A 16,988-nucleotide genomic window follows, 5' to 3' on the forward strand; every position below is an offset into this window, starting at 1 on the left:
CCCGTTCCGTCCCCGGTGGGGGCGGGTCCGGGGGGGGGTGCCGCCAAGCGGGCGGGTCCCCCGGGGGGTGTGTTGGTCGCGGCGCCCGCCCCCCCGCCGTCCGGTGTCGGTGCCCGGTGCCACACTGGCCGGGTGACCACTACCACCACCTACATCGCCTTCCTGCGGGCCGTGAACGTCGGCGGGCGGACCGTCAGGATGGAACGGCTGCGCGCGCTGTTCGGCGAGCTCGGCCTGGAGCGGGTCGGCTCCTACATCCAGAGCGGCAACGTCTTCTTCACCGCCGACGCCACCGACACGGCGGGCCGGACCGCGCTGACCGGGAGGATCGAGCGCCACCTGGAGGAGCAGCTGGGCTACCCGGTACCGGTGCTGCTGCGCACGGTGGACGAGGTCCAGGCGGTGCTGGACGCCGAGCCGTTCGCGGGCGTCGAGGCGACGCCGGACGTGCGGCTCACGGTGAACTTCCTCTCCGAGCCGCTGCCGGCCGACTTCCCGATCCCGTACACCTCGCCGAAGGGTGACTACGAGGTGATCGGCGCCGACTCCGGCACCGCGTTCGTCGTGGTGCACCTGAAGGACGGCAAGTGGGTCACCAGCGGTTCGCTCTTCGGAAAGTCCTACCGGGGCTTGGCGACCTCGCGGTTCCTGCACACCACGGTCAAGATCCTCGCCGCCGCGCGGAAGGCCTGAGCCTCTCGGAAGGGCCGAGCCGCGCGGAAGGCCCATGCCCGCCCACCACCACTCGGAGGCCCCGTTGGCCCGTTCCGCGCTGGACGCCTACGTCGCGCTGCTCGACCGCTCCTTCGTCCGGATCGCGGAGGCGGCGGCCGACGGCCGGAGCTTCGACCGCGCGACGGTCGCGCGCTGCGCGGCCGTCTGGGACAACAACACCTTCCCGCTGTTCATGACCGTGACCCGCCGGACCGCGCTGCGCCGGGAGCGGGCCGCGCGGGCCGGGCTGCGGTGGATGGCCGGGCTGGGCGAGGCGCGGTACGCGTGGATGGTGGAGCAGTCGGCGGCGGCCGGGCACCCGGTCGAGGGGCTGATACCCGCGCCGCCCCCGGACGACCACAGCCCCTACCGGGGGTACCACGGGACGCTCTTCCCGGTGAGCGGGCCGCTGACGGAGACGGCCGTGGACGGGTACGACCTCTCCCGTGCCCGTCTGCTGGGGCTGGAGGCGGAACTGTCCGGCACGCGGCTGCACGCGGCCCTGGAGGTGGAGGTGCCGCGCGTGTACGGCCTTCCCGAGGGGGACGGGGCGACCGGACATCCCGCGCCGCGGCTGTACCTGCGGCTGGACGAGGTGTCGGTGGCGGAGTTCGACGCCGGACCGGCCGTGACGGGTCCGCTGGAGTGGCGGGCGGACGCGGACGGGGTGGACCTGCGGGTGGCCGGGGTCGGGCTGCTGCGGGCGGCCCGGGCCGCGCTGACCGTCGAGGACCGGTACTGGCACCTGACCCCGGCCGGGCGGGCGGCGGACGCCGCGACACCGGTGGAGCGGCGGCCCGGGAGGCTCGGGCGGCTGGGGCGGAACCGGCGCGGTCGCCCTCCCGGCCCGCCGTTCACCGTCCGCGAGGGCGGGGCGCACCGACTGGCGGCGGCGCTCGTGCACCGCGCGATGCTGGAGATCCGGATGGCCCGCTTCCCCGGATCGGCCTCCCGCCGCACGATCCTGGAGGTCTGCCGGATCTTCGAGGGGTCCGGGACGGACCTGCTGGCGGCGGCCCGGCGGGGCGAGGAGGGCGGGCGCGCCCTGATCGAACGGTGGGTGGCGCGCGGCGGCGACGCGTGGGCGGGCTGGTTCGCGGAGCAGCTCGCCCTGGGGCGCCGGGACGGCCCGACCGGGGAGTGGGCGGAGCGTCTGGCCGACCGGCTGCGGGCGGTGCCGAAGCCCGTCGCCGGGCCGCGGCCGCGGCCCGAACGGGCGGCGGTGCGACTGCTGCTGGTCCGCTTCGCCGGTCACGGCTACGACCCGACCGAGCCCGCGTCGGCGGTCGTCCACCTCGCGGTGCCGCCCGAGGAGGCCGGCCCGTGGGAGCTGGTCGTGGCGAAGGTCGAGCGGCTGGAGCGGTTCCGGCTCGACGCGGCGGGGTTCGGCGCGACGGGCTCCGGCACGGCGGGCTCCGGCACGGCGGCGCCGGTGCGGAAGGACGGTGGGCGGCTGACGGTGGGCGCCGGCCTCGCGCTGGAGTGGCGGTCCGGGGAATCTGGACAGGTGGGCGGGGGCGCCCGAGAATCGGTCCATGACGTCGCGTGAGAACCGGACCCGAGTGGTCCGGCCGTCCGAGGCCGAGCGGGAACGGGCCCTCGGGGTCCTGCGGGAGGGCGCGGGGAACGGCCGACTGTCGCACGACACCTTTCTCGGGCGGCTGGACCTCGTCCTCCACGCGGGCAGCCGCGCCGAGCTGAACGCGGTGATGGCCGACCTGCCGGCCGGCAACCCGGTGGGGCGCTTCGCGCTGCGGGTGGTCGGCCGGGTCTCCGCGTTCGGGGTCCGGGTGGGCGAGGCCTGGCGGGCCGAGCGGCTGCCGGGGCTGAGCCTCCCGGAGGCCGGGGCCGGGCAGTTGACGATAGGCCGGATCCCCGGGTCGGGACTGCGGCTGAACGACGCGTCCGTCTCCCGGCATCACGCCGAGCTGCGACGGGAGGGCGACGGCTGGGTGCTGTACGACCTCGGCTCGACCAACGGCACGCACGTCAACGGGTTCCGGATCGTCGGCGGGGTGCGGGTACGGCCGGGCGACCAGGTGCGGTTCGGCAACCTGGAGTTCCGGCTCGCCACCGCCTGACCGGCCGTCAGTGCGGGAACTGGCGGGGCGGCCGCTGGGACGGCAGCGAGTCCTGGAACTCGCCGATGGCGCTGCTGATCTGCCGCATCAGGACGGTGTGTTCGATCCGGTCGAGGTAGCGGTGCTCGGCGGCCAGGGCCTCCACCGTGACGCCGAAGTAGAGCGTCATCAGCGGATTGACGAAGAGGGTGCTGCCGCTGGTCCGGGAGGTGAACCGGACGTCGCCGAACTCGCCGCGCAACGCGGCCGCCACCGAGCCCTGGACGATGCTCGGGTGCAGCGGGAACGCCTCCCGGGCGTGCTCGACGGCGTCCAGGTAGAGGGCGCCCTCCCGGCTGTCGCGCGGAACGGAGAAGGCACCGAGGTAGCCGCCGGCCCGGTCGATCGCGGCGAGGTTCTCCAGCACCAGGGCGTGGTTGACCCCGTGGTAGGCGTCGATGCCGAAGCCGAGGCAGGCGACCAGGCGCTCCGGGACCTCGCTGAGGCCGGCGACGGCGGCGAGGCTGGCCATGTCCTCCTCGGGCGTGCCGAGGCCGGCCTCGTCGCCGCGCATCAGGATGTCGGTCCCGCCGTCGACCAGCAGGACGGCGTCGGTGCCGAGCCGGCCGGTGAGGGCCCGGTAGGCGGCGCGCAGCGGCCGGACGCCCGTTCTGGGGAACGCCCAGACGGCGTCGGGCATGCCGTGCAGCCGGAGCCAGCGGGCCAGCGTCCGCTCCGGGAAGTAGCCCTCGGTGGCGGGGGTGTCGGGGCCGACGAGGGCCAGGTCGGGTTCCTGCCAGACGTCGGCGGGCAGGCCGTCGAGCGCACTGAAGGAGAGGTTGGCGAGGTGCACCTCCTTGCCGGCCGCGCGCAGGGCGAGGGCGAGCGGCAGGCCCGCGTAGACGTCGAAGCCGCCGCCCGCGCCGGCGATCAGGATGCGCTCGGCGGCGAGCAGGCGGGTGATCAGCGGGGGCTGGAGGAGGGAGGTCACCGGGGGACGCTAGCACCGGGGCCGTGGGCGGCGGGGCGAATTGTCAGTGGTGGGTGCTTCGATACGGACATGGACCAGGACACCGTGGAGAGCACCCTTGCCGCCGAGGTACTGCGGGACGCCGAGGAGCGGACCCGTGAGCTGATCCGGTGCGGCTTCCAGGAGCCGGACGAGATAGCCGAGTCCCTGGTCGAGGACCTCGCCGACCAGGGGCTGACGGTGGAGGAGGCGGAGCGCATCGTCGCTCCGCTGTGGCAGGAGCGTCTGCGGGAGCAGGCCGGCTGGCCGGAGACGACCGACGTCGACCGGCTGGAGGCCGCCTTCGACGCCCTGGAGGAGCTGGGCATCGTCGCCGCGATGGACTTCACCTGTTGCGCGAACTGCGGCTACGCCGAGATCGGGGGCGAGGCCGAGGAGGGCTCGCGCGGCTTCGTGTTCTTCCATCAGCAGGACACCGAACGGGCCGCCGGGGGTGGTTCGTTGATGCTGCGGTACGGCGGGTTCCAGGTGGACGGCGAGTCGACCGAGGCGGCCGTGCGGCGGACGGCCGAGGTCGGGCGCGAGGTCGCCGCCGCGCTGGCGGCGGCCGGGCTTCCGGTGGAGTGGGACGGCTCGCCGGAGACGGCGATCGCGGTCACGCCGATCAGCTGGCTCAACCGCCTGCCGGAGTAGCCACCGCACGTCGTCCGCCGCACTCCTTCCACTGCGCACCTTCCCGCGCCGGACCGGCCGGCGCGGGAAGGGTCAGCGGACGACGTGGAGTTCGGCGGTGTGCTCGCGCGCGTTCGCGTGGCGCAGGCTGACCGTCGCGGAGCCGAAGACGGTATCGGTGCCCTCGGTGAGGGTCTTGGTCTCGTCGCCGAGTTTGACCTCGGCCGTGGTGTCGGTGATCCGGCCGACGGTCAGCTTGAGCGTCTTGGCGCCGCCGAACACCTCGGCGCTGTACGTGGAGTCGGCGTTCTCGGTGCGGACGGCGACGTCGCAGCTGTTGTCGTCGAGGCAGAGCGCGACGCCGCCCTTGCAGGCGGTGAGACCGGCGCCGAGGAGCACGACGGCGCCGACCGCGAGGGCGGCCGAGCGGACGGCCGGCACCCGGCGGCGGCCGGGGCGACGGGTCGGACGGTGGTCCTGGTGCGGAGAGGTGGGCGCGCTGGTCATGGCATCGACGGTAGGCGCACGCCGGCCGTCGGACATCGCCCGGCGGCGGTACGCGGCCCCTGGCCCGCCCCGGACGACCCCGGACCGCCGCCACCGCCGAACCCGAGGGGGAAACCCCTAGGGGTCAGCAGGAGTTGACGACGCGACCAGCGATGCCTCGATCCCGGCGACGACGATCGCCAGGCCGCGCTCGAAGCGCCGCTCGAAGTCGCCGAAGAGCTCCCGGCTCGCGGCGGCGGCGAGGGCGTGCTCGGGATCGATGCCCGCCGCCCGCCGGTCCGGGTCGTAACCGGGCGCCCGCTCCCCCGGCATCGGGTGGACGGCCTGCTCCTCGATCACGAAGCCGATGGTGAACGCGTACGCGGTGGTGAAGGCCGAGACGGCGTCCGCGAGTTCGAAGCCCGCCCGGCCCAGCACCGCGAGCAGGGCCTGCTGCCCCTCGGCGTGCCCGGAGTCGGTGAGCCGGGTGCCGCTGAAGACCTTGGCACCGTCCCGGTAGCCGAGCAGCGCGGTGCGCAGGCCACGGCAAGTGCCGGCGACCGCCTCCTGCCAGGCCTCCGGAACGGCGGGCGCCTTGGCGGACATCCGGCGGAGCATCTCGGTGGCCATCTCGTCGAGCAGCGCCTGCTTGTTGGCGAAGTGCCAGTACAGCGCGGGTGCCTTGACGTCCAGCTCGGTCGCGATCCGGCGCAGGGTGAGCCCGTCCAGCCCGGTCTCGTCGAGCAGGCGCAGGGCGGCGTCGACCACCTGGGCACGGTCCAGCTTCGGCGGCATGTCGCACTTCCCTCCAGGTGGCTGCCGTCGTCCCGACGCCAACGTCCGACATTGACAATTTAACACCGTTAAGCCGATGCTTCTGGACGTCCTCCACTTAACAACGTTAAGGAGAGTGTGCGATGGCGCACGCCCAGAACCGGAGCCGGACCGAGGTCCTGATCGTCGGCGCCGGGCCGACCGGACTGACCCTCGCCTGCGACCTGGCCCGGCGCGGGGTGTCCGCGCTGCTGGTCGAACGGGCCCCGGCGCTCTTCCCCGGCTCACGCGGCAAGGGCCTCCAGCCCCGTACCCAGGAGGTCTTCGAGGACCTCGGCCTGCTCGCCGCCGTCCACGCCGCCGGCGGCCCGTACCCGCGCATGATGAGCTGGGAGAACGGCGAACGGCAGGGCGAGTGGGACCTCGTCGGGCACGCCGAGCCCGACCCGACCGTGCCGTTCCCGGCCGTCTGGATGCTCCCGCAGTGGCGCACCCAGGAGCTGCTGCACGAGCGGCTGCGCGAACTGGGCGGCGAGGTCGCCTTCGGCACCGCGCTGAACGGCCTCGACCAGCACCCTGACCGGGTCGAGGCCCGGCTGACCGGACCCGACGGCACGGGCCGCACGGTCACCGCCCACTACCTGGTCGCCGCCGACGGCGGACGGTCGACCGTCCGCCGGGCGGTCGGCATCCCGATGACGGGCGAGCGGGTCGACCCGCGGCCCGCCCTGGTCGCCGACGTCGAGATCGACGGCCTGGACCGCGAGAACTGGCACTGCTGGCCGAAGGCTCCCGGCGGCGCGCTGCTGCTCTGCCCGCTGCCGAGCACCACCGCCTTCCAGCTGTTCGCCCAGTTCGGCCCGGCGAACAACGGCCCGGCGAACAGTGACCCGGCGAACAGTGACCCGGCGGCCGACGGCCCACCGGACGACGGCCCGACGGAGCCCGACACCTCGGCGGGGGGCGTGCGGCGGACCATCGCCGCCCGCACCCACCTGCCGGAGTCCGCGGTCGGCGCCGTGCACTGGGCATCCGGCTTCCGGCCGCGCGCGGCGCTCGCCGAGCGCTTCCGCGAGGGCCGGGTCTTCCTGGCCGGCGACGCGGCGCACATCCACTCCCCGGCCGGCGGCCAGGGCCTCAACACCAGCGTCCAGGACGCGTACAACCTGGGCTGGAAGCTCGGCCAGGTGCTGCGGCACGGCGCCGACGAGGCGCTGCTCGACAGCTACGAGCGGGAGCGCCTGCCGATCGCCGCCGACGTACTGGAGATCTCCACCCGACTGCACCGCGCGGGCGGGGTCCGGGCCGGCGGGCTGCGGCGCGGCCCACGCACCGAGCAGCTCGGGCTCGGCTACGAGGACGGTCCGCTGACCGTCGAGGCGCGCCCCGACCTGCCCGAGGAGGCGTTGCGGGCCGGCGAGCGGGCACCCGACGCCCCGCTGGACGGCGCGCGGCTGGACGGCGCACCGGTGAACGCCCTGGCCGGACGCCGGCTGTTCGAGCTGCTGCGCGGCCCCCGGGTCACCGTGCTCGCGATCGGCCACGCCCTGCCGCGGCTGCCCGCCGGGGTGCGCGGACACCGCGTCGACGGCGGCGTCGCGCAGCGGGTGTACGGGCGGGGCCTGTTCGTCGTCCGGCCGGACGGCTACCTGGGCCTGGCCACCCGCGACCCGGCCGATCTGCCGGGCTACCTGGCCCGGTTCGGCCTGCGCTGACCCCCACGCGCCCGCGCCCGCTCCTGCGCCTGCGCCCGCTCCTGCAGCCGAGGCATACGCCATCGACATATGCCACGCGCGTAGATCAATGGCCCGCGAAAAGCCCCCGCGCTCAGTCGTTCGCCGCGTCCCACGCCCCGGGCGCCCCCCACAGCGGCGCCGTGCACCGCTGGTAGGTGGCCTGCCAGTGCGGCCAGTGCCGGGCCACCAGGTCGTCGCAGTCGGAGAGCAGCCGCTCGACCGTCGCCGGCTCGACGCCGTCCAGCAGCCAGGCGAGCGCGTCCGGGCTGCCCGGACCCTCCGCCGAGTGCAGCACGTCCAGCAGTTCGGGCAGGCTCCCGACCCGCGAGTTCTCCGCGAAGACCCGCTCCATCTGCGGCAGCAGCTGGCGCTCCTCGGTCCGCAGGTGGGTCTCCAGCCGGGCCGCCAGGTCCTCGATGGCGTACGCCACCGGCCAGACCGAGCCGGTGTCCCGGCTGGCGATCCGGACCAGGGTGGTGACCCGGGTGAACGAGTGGTCGAGGTTGTGGTGGTCCGCCTCCAGCCAGTTCAGCAGCAGCCGCAGCTCGGGCGCGAACCGGCGCACGATCGGCCAGATCCGGGTGTCCTGCTGCTCGTGGTGGCAGGTCAGCATGGCGGTGACGAAGGTCCAGTGCCGCAGCAGCGCGGCACCCTTCTCGTCCTCGCCGGGCTGCAGCAGCCGAAGCGCGTTGGGCAGCCTGGCGAGGTCCCGGCGGAGCGCGGCGTGCACCAGGCGCAGTCCGGCGAAGCGGACGGCCTGCGGTTCCTCGTCGACGGCGTGCTCGTGCGCTGGGCCGCCCTGGGCGGGCACTGCCGGCGAGACCGGGGACGCTACGGGCAGCAGGTGGCTGGGCATGGCACTCTTTTCACGCTCGGACAGGGGCCTGGCTCGGCCTGGCACAACTGGCGGGATGACGCTCCCACCACAGTGGTGGGAGGACATCAGAGGCGAATCAATGTCCGATTGACGTGCAGCTCAGCGGCCGTTCGGCCGGTTCCGGCAGGCGCGCCGGCAAACGCGGGCGCAACATTCCGCCGCGCGATCCGCCACGCGATCGACGACGGGGCCGGTCGGGCCCGGCGATCCGCCGGGCCCGACCGGCCCCGTTCCCGTCACAGCCGCGCAGGGCTCAGTCGCTCTCCGGCCCCGCGAGGTTCTTGCTGAGCCACTGCAGGGTGTCCGGGATCATCTTCTTGAAGTCGCTGGTCAGGTGCTTGCCGCCGGGCTGCTCGTAGTACTCGACGGTGAGCGGCGGAGCGGCCTTGGCGACCCAGGCCTTGACCAGCTTGTTCTCGTACGCGTTGGCGCCGCCGGCGGTGGCCAGCATCCGCACGTCGGCCTTGCCCTGGGTGACCAGCAGGTCGGGGCTGTTGGCTTGGCGGTCGTTCTCGTAGCCCTTCCAGAGCGGCGAGTCCGGGGTGAAGTAGCCGTCGATCGGGACGGCCGCCTTGAACTTGTCCGGGTGCTGCAGGGCCAGCTTGGCGCTGCAGAACGCGCCGGTGGAGGCACCCATCAGGCCCCAGCCGTCGCGGCCCTTCACGGTGCGGAAGTTGGCACGGACGAAGTCGGGGACGTCCTCGGCCATCCAGGTGCCCATCTTGGGCTGGCCGGGGATGTCGGCGCACTCCAGGGCCTTGGCCTCGTTGGAGTCCAGGTTCTGCACCGGCATGATCATGATGAACGGGTGCGCCTTGCCCTGCTTGGCGAGATCGGCGTCGACCTCCTGGATCGGCAGCTGGTTGTCGGTCCAGGTGTTGTAGCCGGCGCTCTGGCCGCCCGCGTACAGGGTGAGCACCGGGAAGCCGGTCTTCGCGTACTTGGGGTCGTTGTACTCGGGCGGGAGCCAGACCCAGACCTTTCCGGTGACCCCGGACTTGGCGCCGGTCAGCGTGGTCACCGTGATCTGGCCGGCCGCGGTGTCCCTGGCCTTGCTGAACGCGGCCTGCGGGCCAGTGGGCATCAGCACCTTGCCGGACGACGCGGGGGTCCCGGGCGCCGCGGTCGTGGCCGGAGCGGCCGCCGACGAGCTCGACCCCGCCGCCGTCGGGGACCCGGGCACCGAGGAGGAACCGGTGGCCGCCGCCGAGGAGTGGCCGCCCTTCGCCGCGTCCCCCGCCTTCCCGGCGCTCCCGCCGTCCGAGCTGCCGCAGGCCGCCAGCGCGGCGGCCAGGGTGAACACGGTGGCGCCGGTCAGCACGGCGCGGAAACGGAAGGACTGCGGCTGCACGGTGAGAACTCTCCGACCGGTGTCGCGCCCGCTCCCACGGAGCCGGGCGGTGGCCCCCGGGTGGGGCCGGACAGGCCCGGGGCCGCGACACTGTGCGGGACCCCCGGGAGGCCGCCCGCACGGGAGCGCGCCGTCCTGCGATCTTATGACGTGGGCCGCTGTGCCCCGGTTGCGCGTTGGCCAGCACCGATCCAATGTTTGTTCCCGATCCGGTAAAGCCCCCGGCCACCCCTCCCAACCGGCGGGGACCCAACCCCCGCCGACCGGCGGGCCCCAACCGCCACCCGTCCACCGGAACCCGACAAACCCCCCGAACGAGCGAGCGCACACGCCGAACAGAGCGCTCGCCGGGACAGCACGCGGGGGCCGGTTCCGACCGTTCCCCCACCTCGATCCGCGCGGCGGCAGCGATCAGCCGGGAGACGGGCGCTGACATCTTCGAGAGGATCGAGCAGTCCGTCCGCGCCCACAGCAACCTGACCAGGAGTCCGCCATGTTGGAACGCATCGCCGTCGTCACCGGAGCCGGGAGCGGGATCGGGCGGGCCGTGGCGGTCGAGCTCGTGGTCGGGGGGTGGCGGGTGGTACTGGCCGGGCGGCGGGAGGAGGCGTTGCGGGAGAGCGCGCGGTTGAGTGGGGGGGATGACGCGTTCGCGGTGCCGACCGACGTCACCGACCCGCGGGCCGTGGACGCGCTGTTCGGAGCGGCGGTCGAGCGGTTCGGGCGGGTGGATCTGCTGTTCAACAACGCCGGGGCGTTCGGCCCCGCCGGCACCGTGGACGAACTCGATGTCGACGCGTGGCGGGCCGTGGTCGACGTCAACCTCACCGGCGCCTTCCTCTGCGCCCGCGCCGCGTTCCGGCAGATGCGGGCGCAGCAGCCGCAGGGCGGCCGGATCATCAACAACGGTTCGATCTCCGCGCACGCCCCGCGGCCGCGCTCGGCCGCGTACACGGCGACCAAGCACGCCGTCACCGGGCTGACCAAGTCCCTCTCCCTGGACGGCCGTCCGTACCGGATCGCCTGCGGGCAGATCGACATCGGCAACGCCGCCACCGAGATGACGGCCGCGATGAGCAGCGGCGTGCCGCAGGCGGACGGGCGGGTCGCGGTGGAGCCGACGATGGACGTCGCCGATGTGGCGCGCACGGTGCGGCACATGGCGGAGCTGCCGCTGGAGGCCAATGTGCAGTTCGCGACGGTGATGGCGAGCGCCATGCCGTACATCGGCCGCGGCTGACCCCCCGACAGGAAGCAGGACCCTCGTCCCGCCGGAGACGAGGGTCCCGGTCCAAGGGGGCCGCTACGGGCGCCAGGTGTCGTTCAGCGTCACCTTGCCCGACGCCGGCACGGTGGCGGTCCGGTTGGCACCGGACTCCCAGGTGACGGCGCCCGAGGCGTCCTTGCGGAGGTACTTGTAGGAGAAGGCGGTACCGGCGGGCATCGTCACGTCCGTCTTCCAGACCGGGTACGCGGCCGAGGAGAGCGGCAGCGCGGCGGCCGTGTTCCAGCTGCCGAGAGCGGCGTTGTCACCGACCACGTAGACGTTCTGCCCGTAGACGGTGGTCGCGTTGACGGCGAAGGACGCGCCGCCGGTCACCGTCGTGCCGCTGCCGGGCGCGCCGGCGTACAGCGCGACGGCGTCGCCCGCGCCGACGGTCGCGGTGAAGCGCCCGTCCGTGCCGACGGTGTAGGACGGGCCGGTGCAGCCGCCGGACGCCGGGTCGCCGTGCTGGACGTCGCAGTAGGAGCCGGCGGTCAGCGAGGTCCGGAAGGTCTGGGTGACCGGGCCGCCCTCCCGGTTGATGGCCACGAAGCCCTTGTTCCCGCGGCCGAAGGCGATCGCGTTGGCGCCGTCGGTCCACCAGTCGGTGAGCGCGGTGCCGGCCACCGCGTTGCGGAAGCCGACCATGTTGGCCACCTGCCGCCAGGCGTGGGTGCAGTTCCAGCCGTCCTGGTAGCAGGCGTTGACGGTGCCGCCGTTCGGCGGGCCGTCGTCGTGGCCGGTGAAGGCGTAGCCGGAGTACACGTTCGGCGAACCGTACGGGTGGGCCAGCATGAAGACGTTGGCCAGGGTGTACGTCGAGCCGTCCCGGTAGGTGAGCGTGGAGCCGTTGCGCTCGGTGTCCCAGTTGTCGACGAAGGTGCGGGCCTTGGCGGTGGGCAGCAGGCCGCTCCCCCAGCCGGACAGGTCGGCGAGCCTGCCGCCCTGGAAGGCGCTCTTCAGCCAGGTGCCGGAGCGGAACTCGTCGACGTCGCCGGTGCCGGTGTACTCGGAGGGCTGGATCGGCTCGCCCGCGCCGTAGATGACCTCCTGCACCCAGTACGCCTGGGGGTTGGCCGTCGCGGCCTTGATGGCGGCGAGGTCGGTGGCGGCGATGTGCTTGGCGGCGTCGATCCGGTAGCCGTCGACGCCGAGCGAGGCCAGGTCGTCGAGGTAGCGGGCGATGGTCTGCCGGACGTAGGTGCTGCCGGTGTCCAGGTCGGCGAGGTCGACCAGCTCGCAGTTCTGCACGTTGGAGCGGTCGCCGTAGTTGTTGCCGATCGCCGTCCGGCAGGTGTGGAAGTCCTGGTCCTGGTAGTAGCCGGGGTAGGCGTACTTGCTGTGGACGGTGCCGCCGGTGCCGGTGCCGGAGCCCGCGGACATGTGGTTGATCACCGAGTCGGCGAGCACCTTGACGCCGGCCGCGTGGCAGGTGTCGATCATGCGCTTGAAGGACGCCCGGTCGCCGAGCCGCCCGGCGATCCGGTAGCCGACGGGCTGGTAGGAGGTCCACCACTGGCCGCCCTGGATGTGTTCCTGGGGCGGCGAGACCTCGACGAAGCCGTAGCCCTTGGGGCCGAGGGTGTCGGTGCAGGCCTTGGCGACCGAGTCGAAGCGCCATTCGAAGAGCGTCGCCGTGACGTCCTTGCCGCCGCCGGGCGGGGCGGCCTGGGCGGCGGGGGCCGCGCCGAAGGCGACGGTGAGGGAGAGCGCGAGACCCGCCGAGGCGGTGAGCGCGCCGGCTGCGCGGGCGGTGGTGACCACGTTGTCTCCTGTGGGGGGTGGCCGGGTGGGGGAAGTCCGGGGAGCACGCGCGAAAGCTTGCTGAAACGTTTCAGAAACTTGCAGCGCTGAACCTAGGGGCCCGGCCGGAGGCCGTCAATACCCCGCGCACGACACAGGGCCCGGCGGTCGCACCCGCCGGGCCCTGCCCCTGTCTCACCTGGTTACCGCCGGCGTCACCGGCGCAGGGTCAGCTCGTCGCGATCGAGGTGTCGTCGATCACGAAGCTGGTCTGCAGCGAGACGTCCTCGGTGCCGGTGAACTTGAGGGTCACCGTCTGGCCCGCGTAGGCCGACAGGTCGAAGGTCCGCAGCTGGTAGCCGGCGGCCGCGTCGACGTTCGAGTAGGTCTTCAGCGTGGTGCCGTTGACCTGGACGGCCAGCTTGTCGTACGCCGTCGTGCCGGACTCACCGGTGTCGATGTGCAGGTAGAAGCTCAGCGTCGCCGAGCAGCCCGCCGGGATGCTCACCGTCTGGGACAGCGTGTCGGTGTGGGTCGAGCCGTATCCGTTCAGCCACGCCTTCCAGGTACCGCCGTGCGGCGCCTGCGAGGACGAGTTGTCGACCACGCCGCTGGAGGCGGTCCACGGCGCGGCCGTACCCGTCTCGAAGCCCGCGTTGCCGAGCAGCTGCGCCGGGGTGCAGGTGCTGTTGGGGTCGGTGACCGCCCAGGTGAAGCTGGTGGTCCCGGTCTTGCCCACCGAGTCCTTGGCCGTCACGGTGACGCTGGAGTTGCCGACGGTGGTCGGGGTGCCGCTGATCACGCCGGTGGAGGCGTTGATCGACAGGCCGGCCGGCAGCCCGGTGGCGGTGTAGGTCAGCGCGCCGGTGCCGCCGTTCGCCTTGACGGACAGGCTGACCGCGGTGCCGGCCTTGGTGCTCTGGTTGCCCGGGTTGGTGACGGTGACGCCGCCCGGGTCCGGCGGCAGGGTGCCAACGTTGACGGCGGCCCACGCGGTGCCGACCGCGATCACCTCGGGGCTGCCCGCCCCGTAGAGGTCCCTGGCGGCGTTCTCGGTCGCGGTGCGGGCCGCGGCGTAGTTGGTGGTGGAGGTCATGTACGTGGTCAGCGCCTTGTACCAGACCTGCAGCGCCTTGTCCCGGCCGATGCCGGAGAGGCTGATGCTGTTGACGGTCGGGCTGTTGTAGCTGACGCCGTTGATCACCTTGGCGCCGCTGCCCTCGGCCAGCAGGTAGAAGAAGTGGTTGGCGACGCCGGACGAGTAGTGCACGTCCAGGTTGCCGACGCCCGAGTACCAGGAGTCGGCCGAGGAGCCGTCCTTGGAGGGCTTGTCCATGTAGCGCAGCGGCGTGCCGTTGCCGTTGATGTTGATGAGCTCGCCGACCAGGTAGTCCGGGTTGTCGGAGGGCAGGTTCGCGTAGAACTCGACCGCGTTGCCGAAGATGTCCGAGGTGGCCTCGTTGAGGCCGCCGGACTCACCGGAGTAGGTGAGGTTGGCGGTCGCCGAGGTGACGCCGTGGCTCATCTCGTGGCCGGCCACGTCCAGCTCGGTCAGCGGGTGGGTGTCGCCCGAACCGTCGCCGTAGGTCATGCAGAAGCAGCTGTCGTCCCAGAACGCGTTGACGTAGCCGGTCGAGTAGTGGACCCGGCTGAAGGCGCCGACGCCGTCGTTGCGGATGCCGTTGCGGCCGAAGGTGTTCTTGTAGAAGTCCCAGGTGGCGGCGGCGCCGTACTGGGCGTCGACGGCGGCGGACTCGCCGTTGCTGGCCTGGCCGTTGCCCCAGGTGTCGCTGGTCTTGCTGTACAGCGTGCCGTTGCCGGACGTGCCGTGGTTCATGTTGGTGGTGTACTGGCCGCCGCGGGTGCCGTCCTTGAGCTGGTAGCTGGACCCGCTCTGGGTGGTGGTCAGCGGCACGTTGCCGACGAAGACGCCGGTGCCGGTGCCGGTCTTGATGCCGTCGGCCTTGCTCAGGACCGCGCCGGTGGTGGCGTCGGTGACGACGTGCAGCCGGCTCGGGGTGCCGTCCGACTCCCGGCCGGAGACGACGGTCTCCCAGGCGAGCTTCGGGGTGCCGTCGGCGGCCCAGACGACCAGGCGCGGGGCGGTGTCGACCGCGGAGCCGGCCTCGGCGGCCAGCGCGGCCTCCTGGGCCTTGGGCGCGGCGAGCTTCGGCGTGGTGTCGACGCCGCTCAGCACGGCCTCGCTGGCCTTGGTCACGCCCGTGGTGGCACCGGTGGCGTCCTGGTGGACGATCAGGTCGCCGCCGAGCACCGGCAGGCCGGCGTAGGTGCGCTCGTAGCGCAGGTGGCGGGCGCCGTTGGTGTCCTGGACGACGTCCTTGGTGACCAGCTTCTCGTTGCCGGTCAGGCCCAGCGTCTGGGCGATGCCGGCGGTCTGCTGGTTCGCGGAGGCGATCAGCTCCGCCCGGCTCGCCTGCTGCGCGGCGACGACCGCCGGCGCGTCAGGGGTTGCCGCCTGCGCGATGACCGGGATGCCGGTCACCAGCAGCGCGGTGGATGCGGCCATGACAACCGCGGCCTTCCGGGCGTGGGCGTAACGGGACATGCGGACTCCTTTTCCGACCGCCGCGGGGTTCGCGGACGGTGGAGAGAACCTGGCCGCGGTTGCGACTCAGTGGGGGCCCCCGCCGCCGATACGCGGCGCGGGTGCGGTTGCGGAGCAAGGTGGTCGAGCGTTTTCCGGCAGGGGACGCACCGTTCCTCACCTCGGACCGCTGCACCGGGGGGGTGGGGTCCCCTCGGCTGCAGCAGGAGGAATCGTGGCAGCAAACGAGCCGTTAATGACAGATGCATGCCATGGATTGGCCGATTAGCTACCGGCCCGTAGATCCGGTGGACACCTGGCAGTGTTACGGCGGCAAGAACTTCCGAAGATCGTTTTCATTCCCGCCGAAAAGGTTTGCTCACCCCCGGCAGGCACTGACCAGCACTCAGGGCCCACCCCCGGCCCGAGCGGCGGCGGACAGCGCCGGACGGGCGCGGCACGTCACCTTTCCAGCCGTGCCACGGGCGGTTTTCGGTCAACCCCATTCATTGGACGGAACCGGAAGGCGCCCGAAACGGTCAGATCCCGCACGGCACCGGGCCCGCAGGCCTGCAAGGAATTTCAGCAAGCTGCGGAAAGTCTTACGGGCGGGCACAATGCCTCACCCCCGCCGACCGCCCACCCCCGATTGCGCCCCCCGACCCTCCCGGCATGACAATGGGACGTATGCCCGTCCCACCGGTCCGCACCAGACCCGCCCGCACCCCCTCCCCCGGTGGGAGCCACCCCCTACCACTCAAGGGGGACAGCCGGTGAAGAATCCACTTCCGGAGGATGAGCGGACGGCTACGGGACGTCTGGCAGACTTCTCGTCCATGGGGGAACCGACCGAGATCCAGCAGAACGGCGGCCGCATGCCCGACGGAGCCACCAGCGCGGCCCAGACCCGGACGGCCGCGCTGCGCGCCCGCGTCCGCGAGCAACGCCGTTCGCCGGCCCGCCCGCGGATCTGGTTCGAGCTGGCACTGATCGGTCTCAGCTACTGGATCTACTCGCTGGTGCGCAACGCCGTCCCCGAGCAGGAGTCGGTCGCGCAGAAGCACGCGAGCTGGATCTGGGACCTCGAACACTCCCTGGGCATCGCCGTCGAGCGCTCGATCAACCACGCGGTCGACAGCGTCGGCTGGCTGATCACCGGGATGAACTACTACTACGCGACGCTGCACTTCATCGTGACCATCGGCGTCCTGGTCTGGCTCTACCGCCGGCACCCGGGCCGCTACGTCGCGGTGCGCACGGTGCTGTTCGTCACCACCGCGATCGCGCTGGTCGGCTTCTACTTCTTTCCGCTGGCGCCGCCCCGGCTGATGACCGACGGCGGCTTCATCGACACCGTGAAGTCGCACGGCACCTGGGGCTCGATGGCCTCCGGCCCGGCCACCCACGTCTCCAACCAGTTCGCCGCGATGCCCTCGATGCACATCGGCTGGTCGATGTGGTGCGGGCTGACCATCTTCTTCCTGGCCCGCCGCACCTGGGTCCGGGCGCTCGGCCTGCTCTACCCCGCGGCCACCCTGGTGGTGATCGTCGCGACCGCCAACCACTTCTGGATGGACGCCGTCGGCGGCGAGATCTGCCTGCTGGTGGGCTTCCTCGCCGCCCGCTGGTTCTACCATTCCTGGGTCTACAGGCTCCCGCAGGTGCCCGCCCGGGAGGAGGAGCCGGCCCGGCCGGTCACCGTCCCGGAGCAGTGGAGCGAGCCCGCGGTGAGCAGCGCCCGCCGCTAGCGCCCACGCAGGACGCATAGAGGGGCCCCGGTTCTCCGGGGCCCCTCT

General features: G+C 72.9%; 14 protein-coding genes. 7 read left to right on the top strand and 7 right to left on the bottom strand.

All coding sequences use genetic code 11. The annotated features are described in order from the left end of the window. Nucleotides 1-132 precede the first annotated feature (132 nt). From ACFU9E_RS22780 to ACFU9E_RS22790, 3 genes are read left to right on the top strand one after another with little or no spacing between them, the layout of a single operon-like run. The gene (locus ACFU9E_RS22780) at nt 133-693 is read left to right on the top strand and encodes a DUF1697 domain-containing protein (protein ID WP_380686433.1); all 561 of its coding nucleotides are present in this window, start codon (nt 133-135) and stop codon (nt 691-693) included. 34 nt (nt 694-727) lie between these two features. Continuing rightward, nucleotides 728-2,263 carry a hypothetical protein gene (locus ACFU9E_RS22785; protein ID WP_380686431.1) on the top strand — a complete coding sequence of 512 codons (1,536 nt, stop codon included), beginning with the start codon at nt 728-730 and terminating at the stop codon, nt 2,261-2,263. Beyond that, nucleotides 2,250-2,795 (top strand): FHA domain-containing protein, encoded by a 546-nt coding sequence (locus ACFU9E_RS22790; RefSeq protein WP_380686429.1) that lies wholly within the window; start codon nt 2,250-2,252, stop codon nt 2,793-2,795. Before ACFU9E_RS22785 ends, ACFU9E_RS22790 begins: the two co-directional genes overlap by 14 nt. Nucleotides 2,796-2,802: 7 nt before the next feature. Here the strand turns inward: ACFU9E_RS22790 and ACFU9E_RS22795 are convergent, their stop codons facing one another. Then, nucleotides 2,803-3,765 (bottom strand): DUF1152 domain-containing protein, encoded by a 963-nt coding sequence (locus ACFU9E_RS22795; protein WP_380686427.1) that lies wholly within the window; start codon nt 3,763-3,765, stop codon nt 2,803-2,805. Between the two features lie 69 nt (nt 3,766-3,834). Between ACFU9E_RS22795 and ACFU9E_RS22800 the strand changes: the two genes are divergently transcribed. Then, nucleotides 3,835-4,437 (top strand): DUF6891 domain-containing protein, encoded by a 603-nt coding sequence (locus ACFU9E_RS22800; protein WP_380686425.1) that lies wholly within the window; start codon nt 3,835-3,837, stop codon nt 4,435-4,437. A 72-nt stretch (nt 4,438-4,509) separates the two neighbouring features. Here ACFU9E_RS22800 and ACFU9E_RS22805 read toward each other — a convergent pair whose 3' ends face one another. Together ACFU9E_RS22805 and ACFU9E_RS22810 are read right to left on the bottom strand one after the other, a co-directional pair. Beyond that, entirely contained in the window at nt 4,510-4,923 is a 414-nt protein-coding gene (locus ACFU9E_RS22805) for a hypothetical protein (RefSeq protein ID WP_380686423.1), read from the bottom strand. Nucleotides 4,924-5,040: 117 nt separating this feature from the next. Next, nucleotides 5,041-5,697, bottom strand: coding sequence for a TetR/AcrR family transcriptional regulator C-terminal domain-containing protein (locus ACFU9E_RS22810; RefSeq protein ID WP_380686421.1), 657 nt, complete (start codon nt 5,695-5,697; stop codon nt 5,041-5,043). A gap of 122 nt (nt 5,698-5,819) precedes the next feature. On the opposite strand from ACFU9E_RS22810, the gene ACFU9E_RS22815 reads away from it, so the two are divergent. Next, on the top strand, nt 5,820-7,391 hold the full coding sequence (locus tag ACFU9E_RS22815) for an FAD-dependent monooxygenase (RefSeq protein ID WP_380686419.1): 1,572 nt from the start codon (nt 5,820-5,822) through the stop codon (nt 7,389-7,391). A 112-nt stretch (nt 7,392-7,503) separates the two neighbouring features. On the opposite strand, the gene ACFU9E_RS22820 is transcribed toward ACFU9E_RS22815, so the two are convergent. Both ACFU9E_RS22820 and ACFU9E_RS22825 read right to left on the bottom strand, forming a co-directional pair. Further along, nucleotides 7,504-8,268, bottom strand: a complete 765-nt coding sequence (locus ACFU9E_RS22820; protein WP_380686417.1) for a hemerythrin domain-containing protein — start codon at nt 8,266-8,268, stop codon at nt 7,504-7,506. Between the two features lie 274 nt (nt 8,269-8,542). Then, nucleotides 8,543-9,640, bottom strand: coding sequence for an alpha/beta hydrolase (locus ACFU9E_RS22825; protein WP_380682136.1), 1,098 nt, complete (start codon nt 9,638-9,640; stop codon nt 8,543-8,545). A 493-nt stretch (nt 9,641-10,133) separates the two neighbouring features. Between ACFU9E_RS22825 and ACFU9E_RS22830 the strand changes: the two genes are divergently transcribed. Next, nucleotides 10,134-10,880 (top strand): SDR family oxidoreductase, encoded by a 747-nt coding sequence (locus ACFU9E_RS22830; protein WP_380682137.1) that lies wholly within the window; start codon nt 10,134-10,136, stop codon nt 10,878-10,880. Between the two features lie 63 nt (nt 10,881-10,943). On the opposite strand, the gene ACFU9E_RS22835 is transcribed toward ACFU9E_RS22830, so the two are convergent. Together ACFU9E_RS22835 and ACFU9E_RS22840 are read right to left on the bottom strand one after the other, a co-directional pair. Beyond that, the gene (locus ACFU9E_RS22835) at nt 10,944-12,668 is read right to left on the bottom strand and encodes a carbohydrate-binding module family 20 domain-containing protein (RefSeq protein WP_380682138.1); all 1,725 of its coding nucleotides are present in this window, start codon (nt 12,666-12,668) and stop codon (nt 10,944-10,946) included. Nucleotides 12,669-12,876: 208 nt separating this feature from the next. Beyond that, a complete protein-coding gene (locus tag ACFU9E_RS22840; RefSeq protein WP_380682139.1) occupies nt 12,877-15,213 on the bottom strand; it encodes a M4 family metallopeptidase in 2,337 nt (778 codons plus the stop codon). An 815-nt stretch (nt 15,214-16,028) separates the two neighbouring features. On the opposite strand from ACFU9E_RS22840, the gene ACFU9E_RS22845 reads away from it, so the two are divergent. Continuing rightward, complete coding sequence (locus ACFU9E_RS22845) at nt 16,029-16,940, top strand: phosphatase PAP2 family protein (protein WP_380682140.1); 912 nt, start codon at nt 16,029-16,031, stop codon at nt 16,938-16,940. The last annotated feature ends 48 nt before the right edge of the window (nt 16,941-16,988 follow it).

Origin of the sequence: Kitasatospora sp. NPDC057595 (assembly GCF_042800875.1) — a bacterium.
Taxonomy (GTDB): Bacteria; Actinomycetota; Actinomycetes; order Streptomycetales; family Streptomycetaceae; genus Kitasatospora.

What these genes read in the sequence shown, in the direction of transcription:
- ACFU9E_RS22785 (WP_380686431.1), top strand. Translation starts at nt 728, where the DNA reads ATGCCCGCCCACCACCACTCGGAGGCCCCGTTGGCCCGTTCCGCGCTG.
- ACFU9E_RS22790 (WP_380686429.1), top strand. Translation starts at nt 2,250, where the DNA reads ATGACGTCGCGTGAGAACCGGACCCGAGTGGTCCGGCCGTCCGAGGCC.
- ACFU9E_RS22800 (WP_380686425.1), top strand. Translation starts at nt 3,835, where the DNA reads ATGGACCAGGACACCGTGGAGAGCACCCTTGCCGCCGAGGTACTGCGG.
- ACFU9E_RS22805 (WP_380686423.1), bottom strand. Translation starts at nt 4,923, where the DNA reads ATGACCAGCGCGCCCACCTCTCCGCACCAGGACCACCGTCCGACCCGT.
- ACFU9E_RS22810 (WP_380686421.1), bottom strand. Translation starts at nt 5,697, where the DNA reads ATGCCGCCGAAGCTGGACCGTGCCCAGGTGGTCGACGCCGCCCTGCGC.
- ACFU9E_RS22815 (WP_380686419.1), top strand. Translation starts at nt 5,820, where the DNA reads ATGGCGCACGCCCAGAACCGGAGCCGGACCGAGGTCCTGATCGTCGGC.
- ACFU9E_RS22820 (WP_380686417.1), bottom strand. Translation starts at nt 8,268, where the DNA reads ATGCCCAGCCACCTGCTGCCCGTAGCGTCCCCGGTCTCGCCGGCAGTG.
- ACFU9E_RS22830 (WP_380682137.1), top strand. Translation starts at nt 10,134, where the DNA reads ATGTTGGAACGCATCGCCGTCGTCACCGGAGCCGGGAGCGGGATCGGG.
- ACFU9E_RS22840 (WP_380682139.1), bottom strand. Translation starts at nt 15,213, where the DNA reads ATGTCCCGTTACGCCCACGCCCGGAAGGCCGCGGTTGTCATGGCCGCA.
- ACFU9E_RS22845 (WP_380682140.1), top strand. Translation starts at nt 16,029, where the DNA reads ATGGGGGAACCGACCGAGATCCAGCAGAACGGCGGCCGCATGCCCGAC.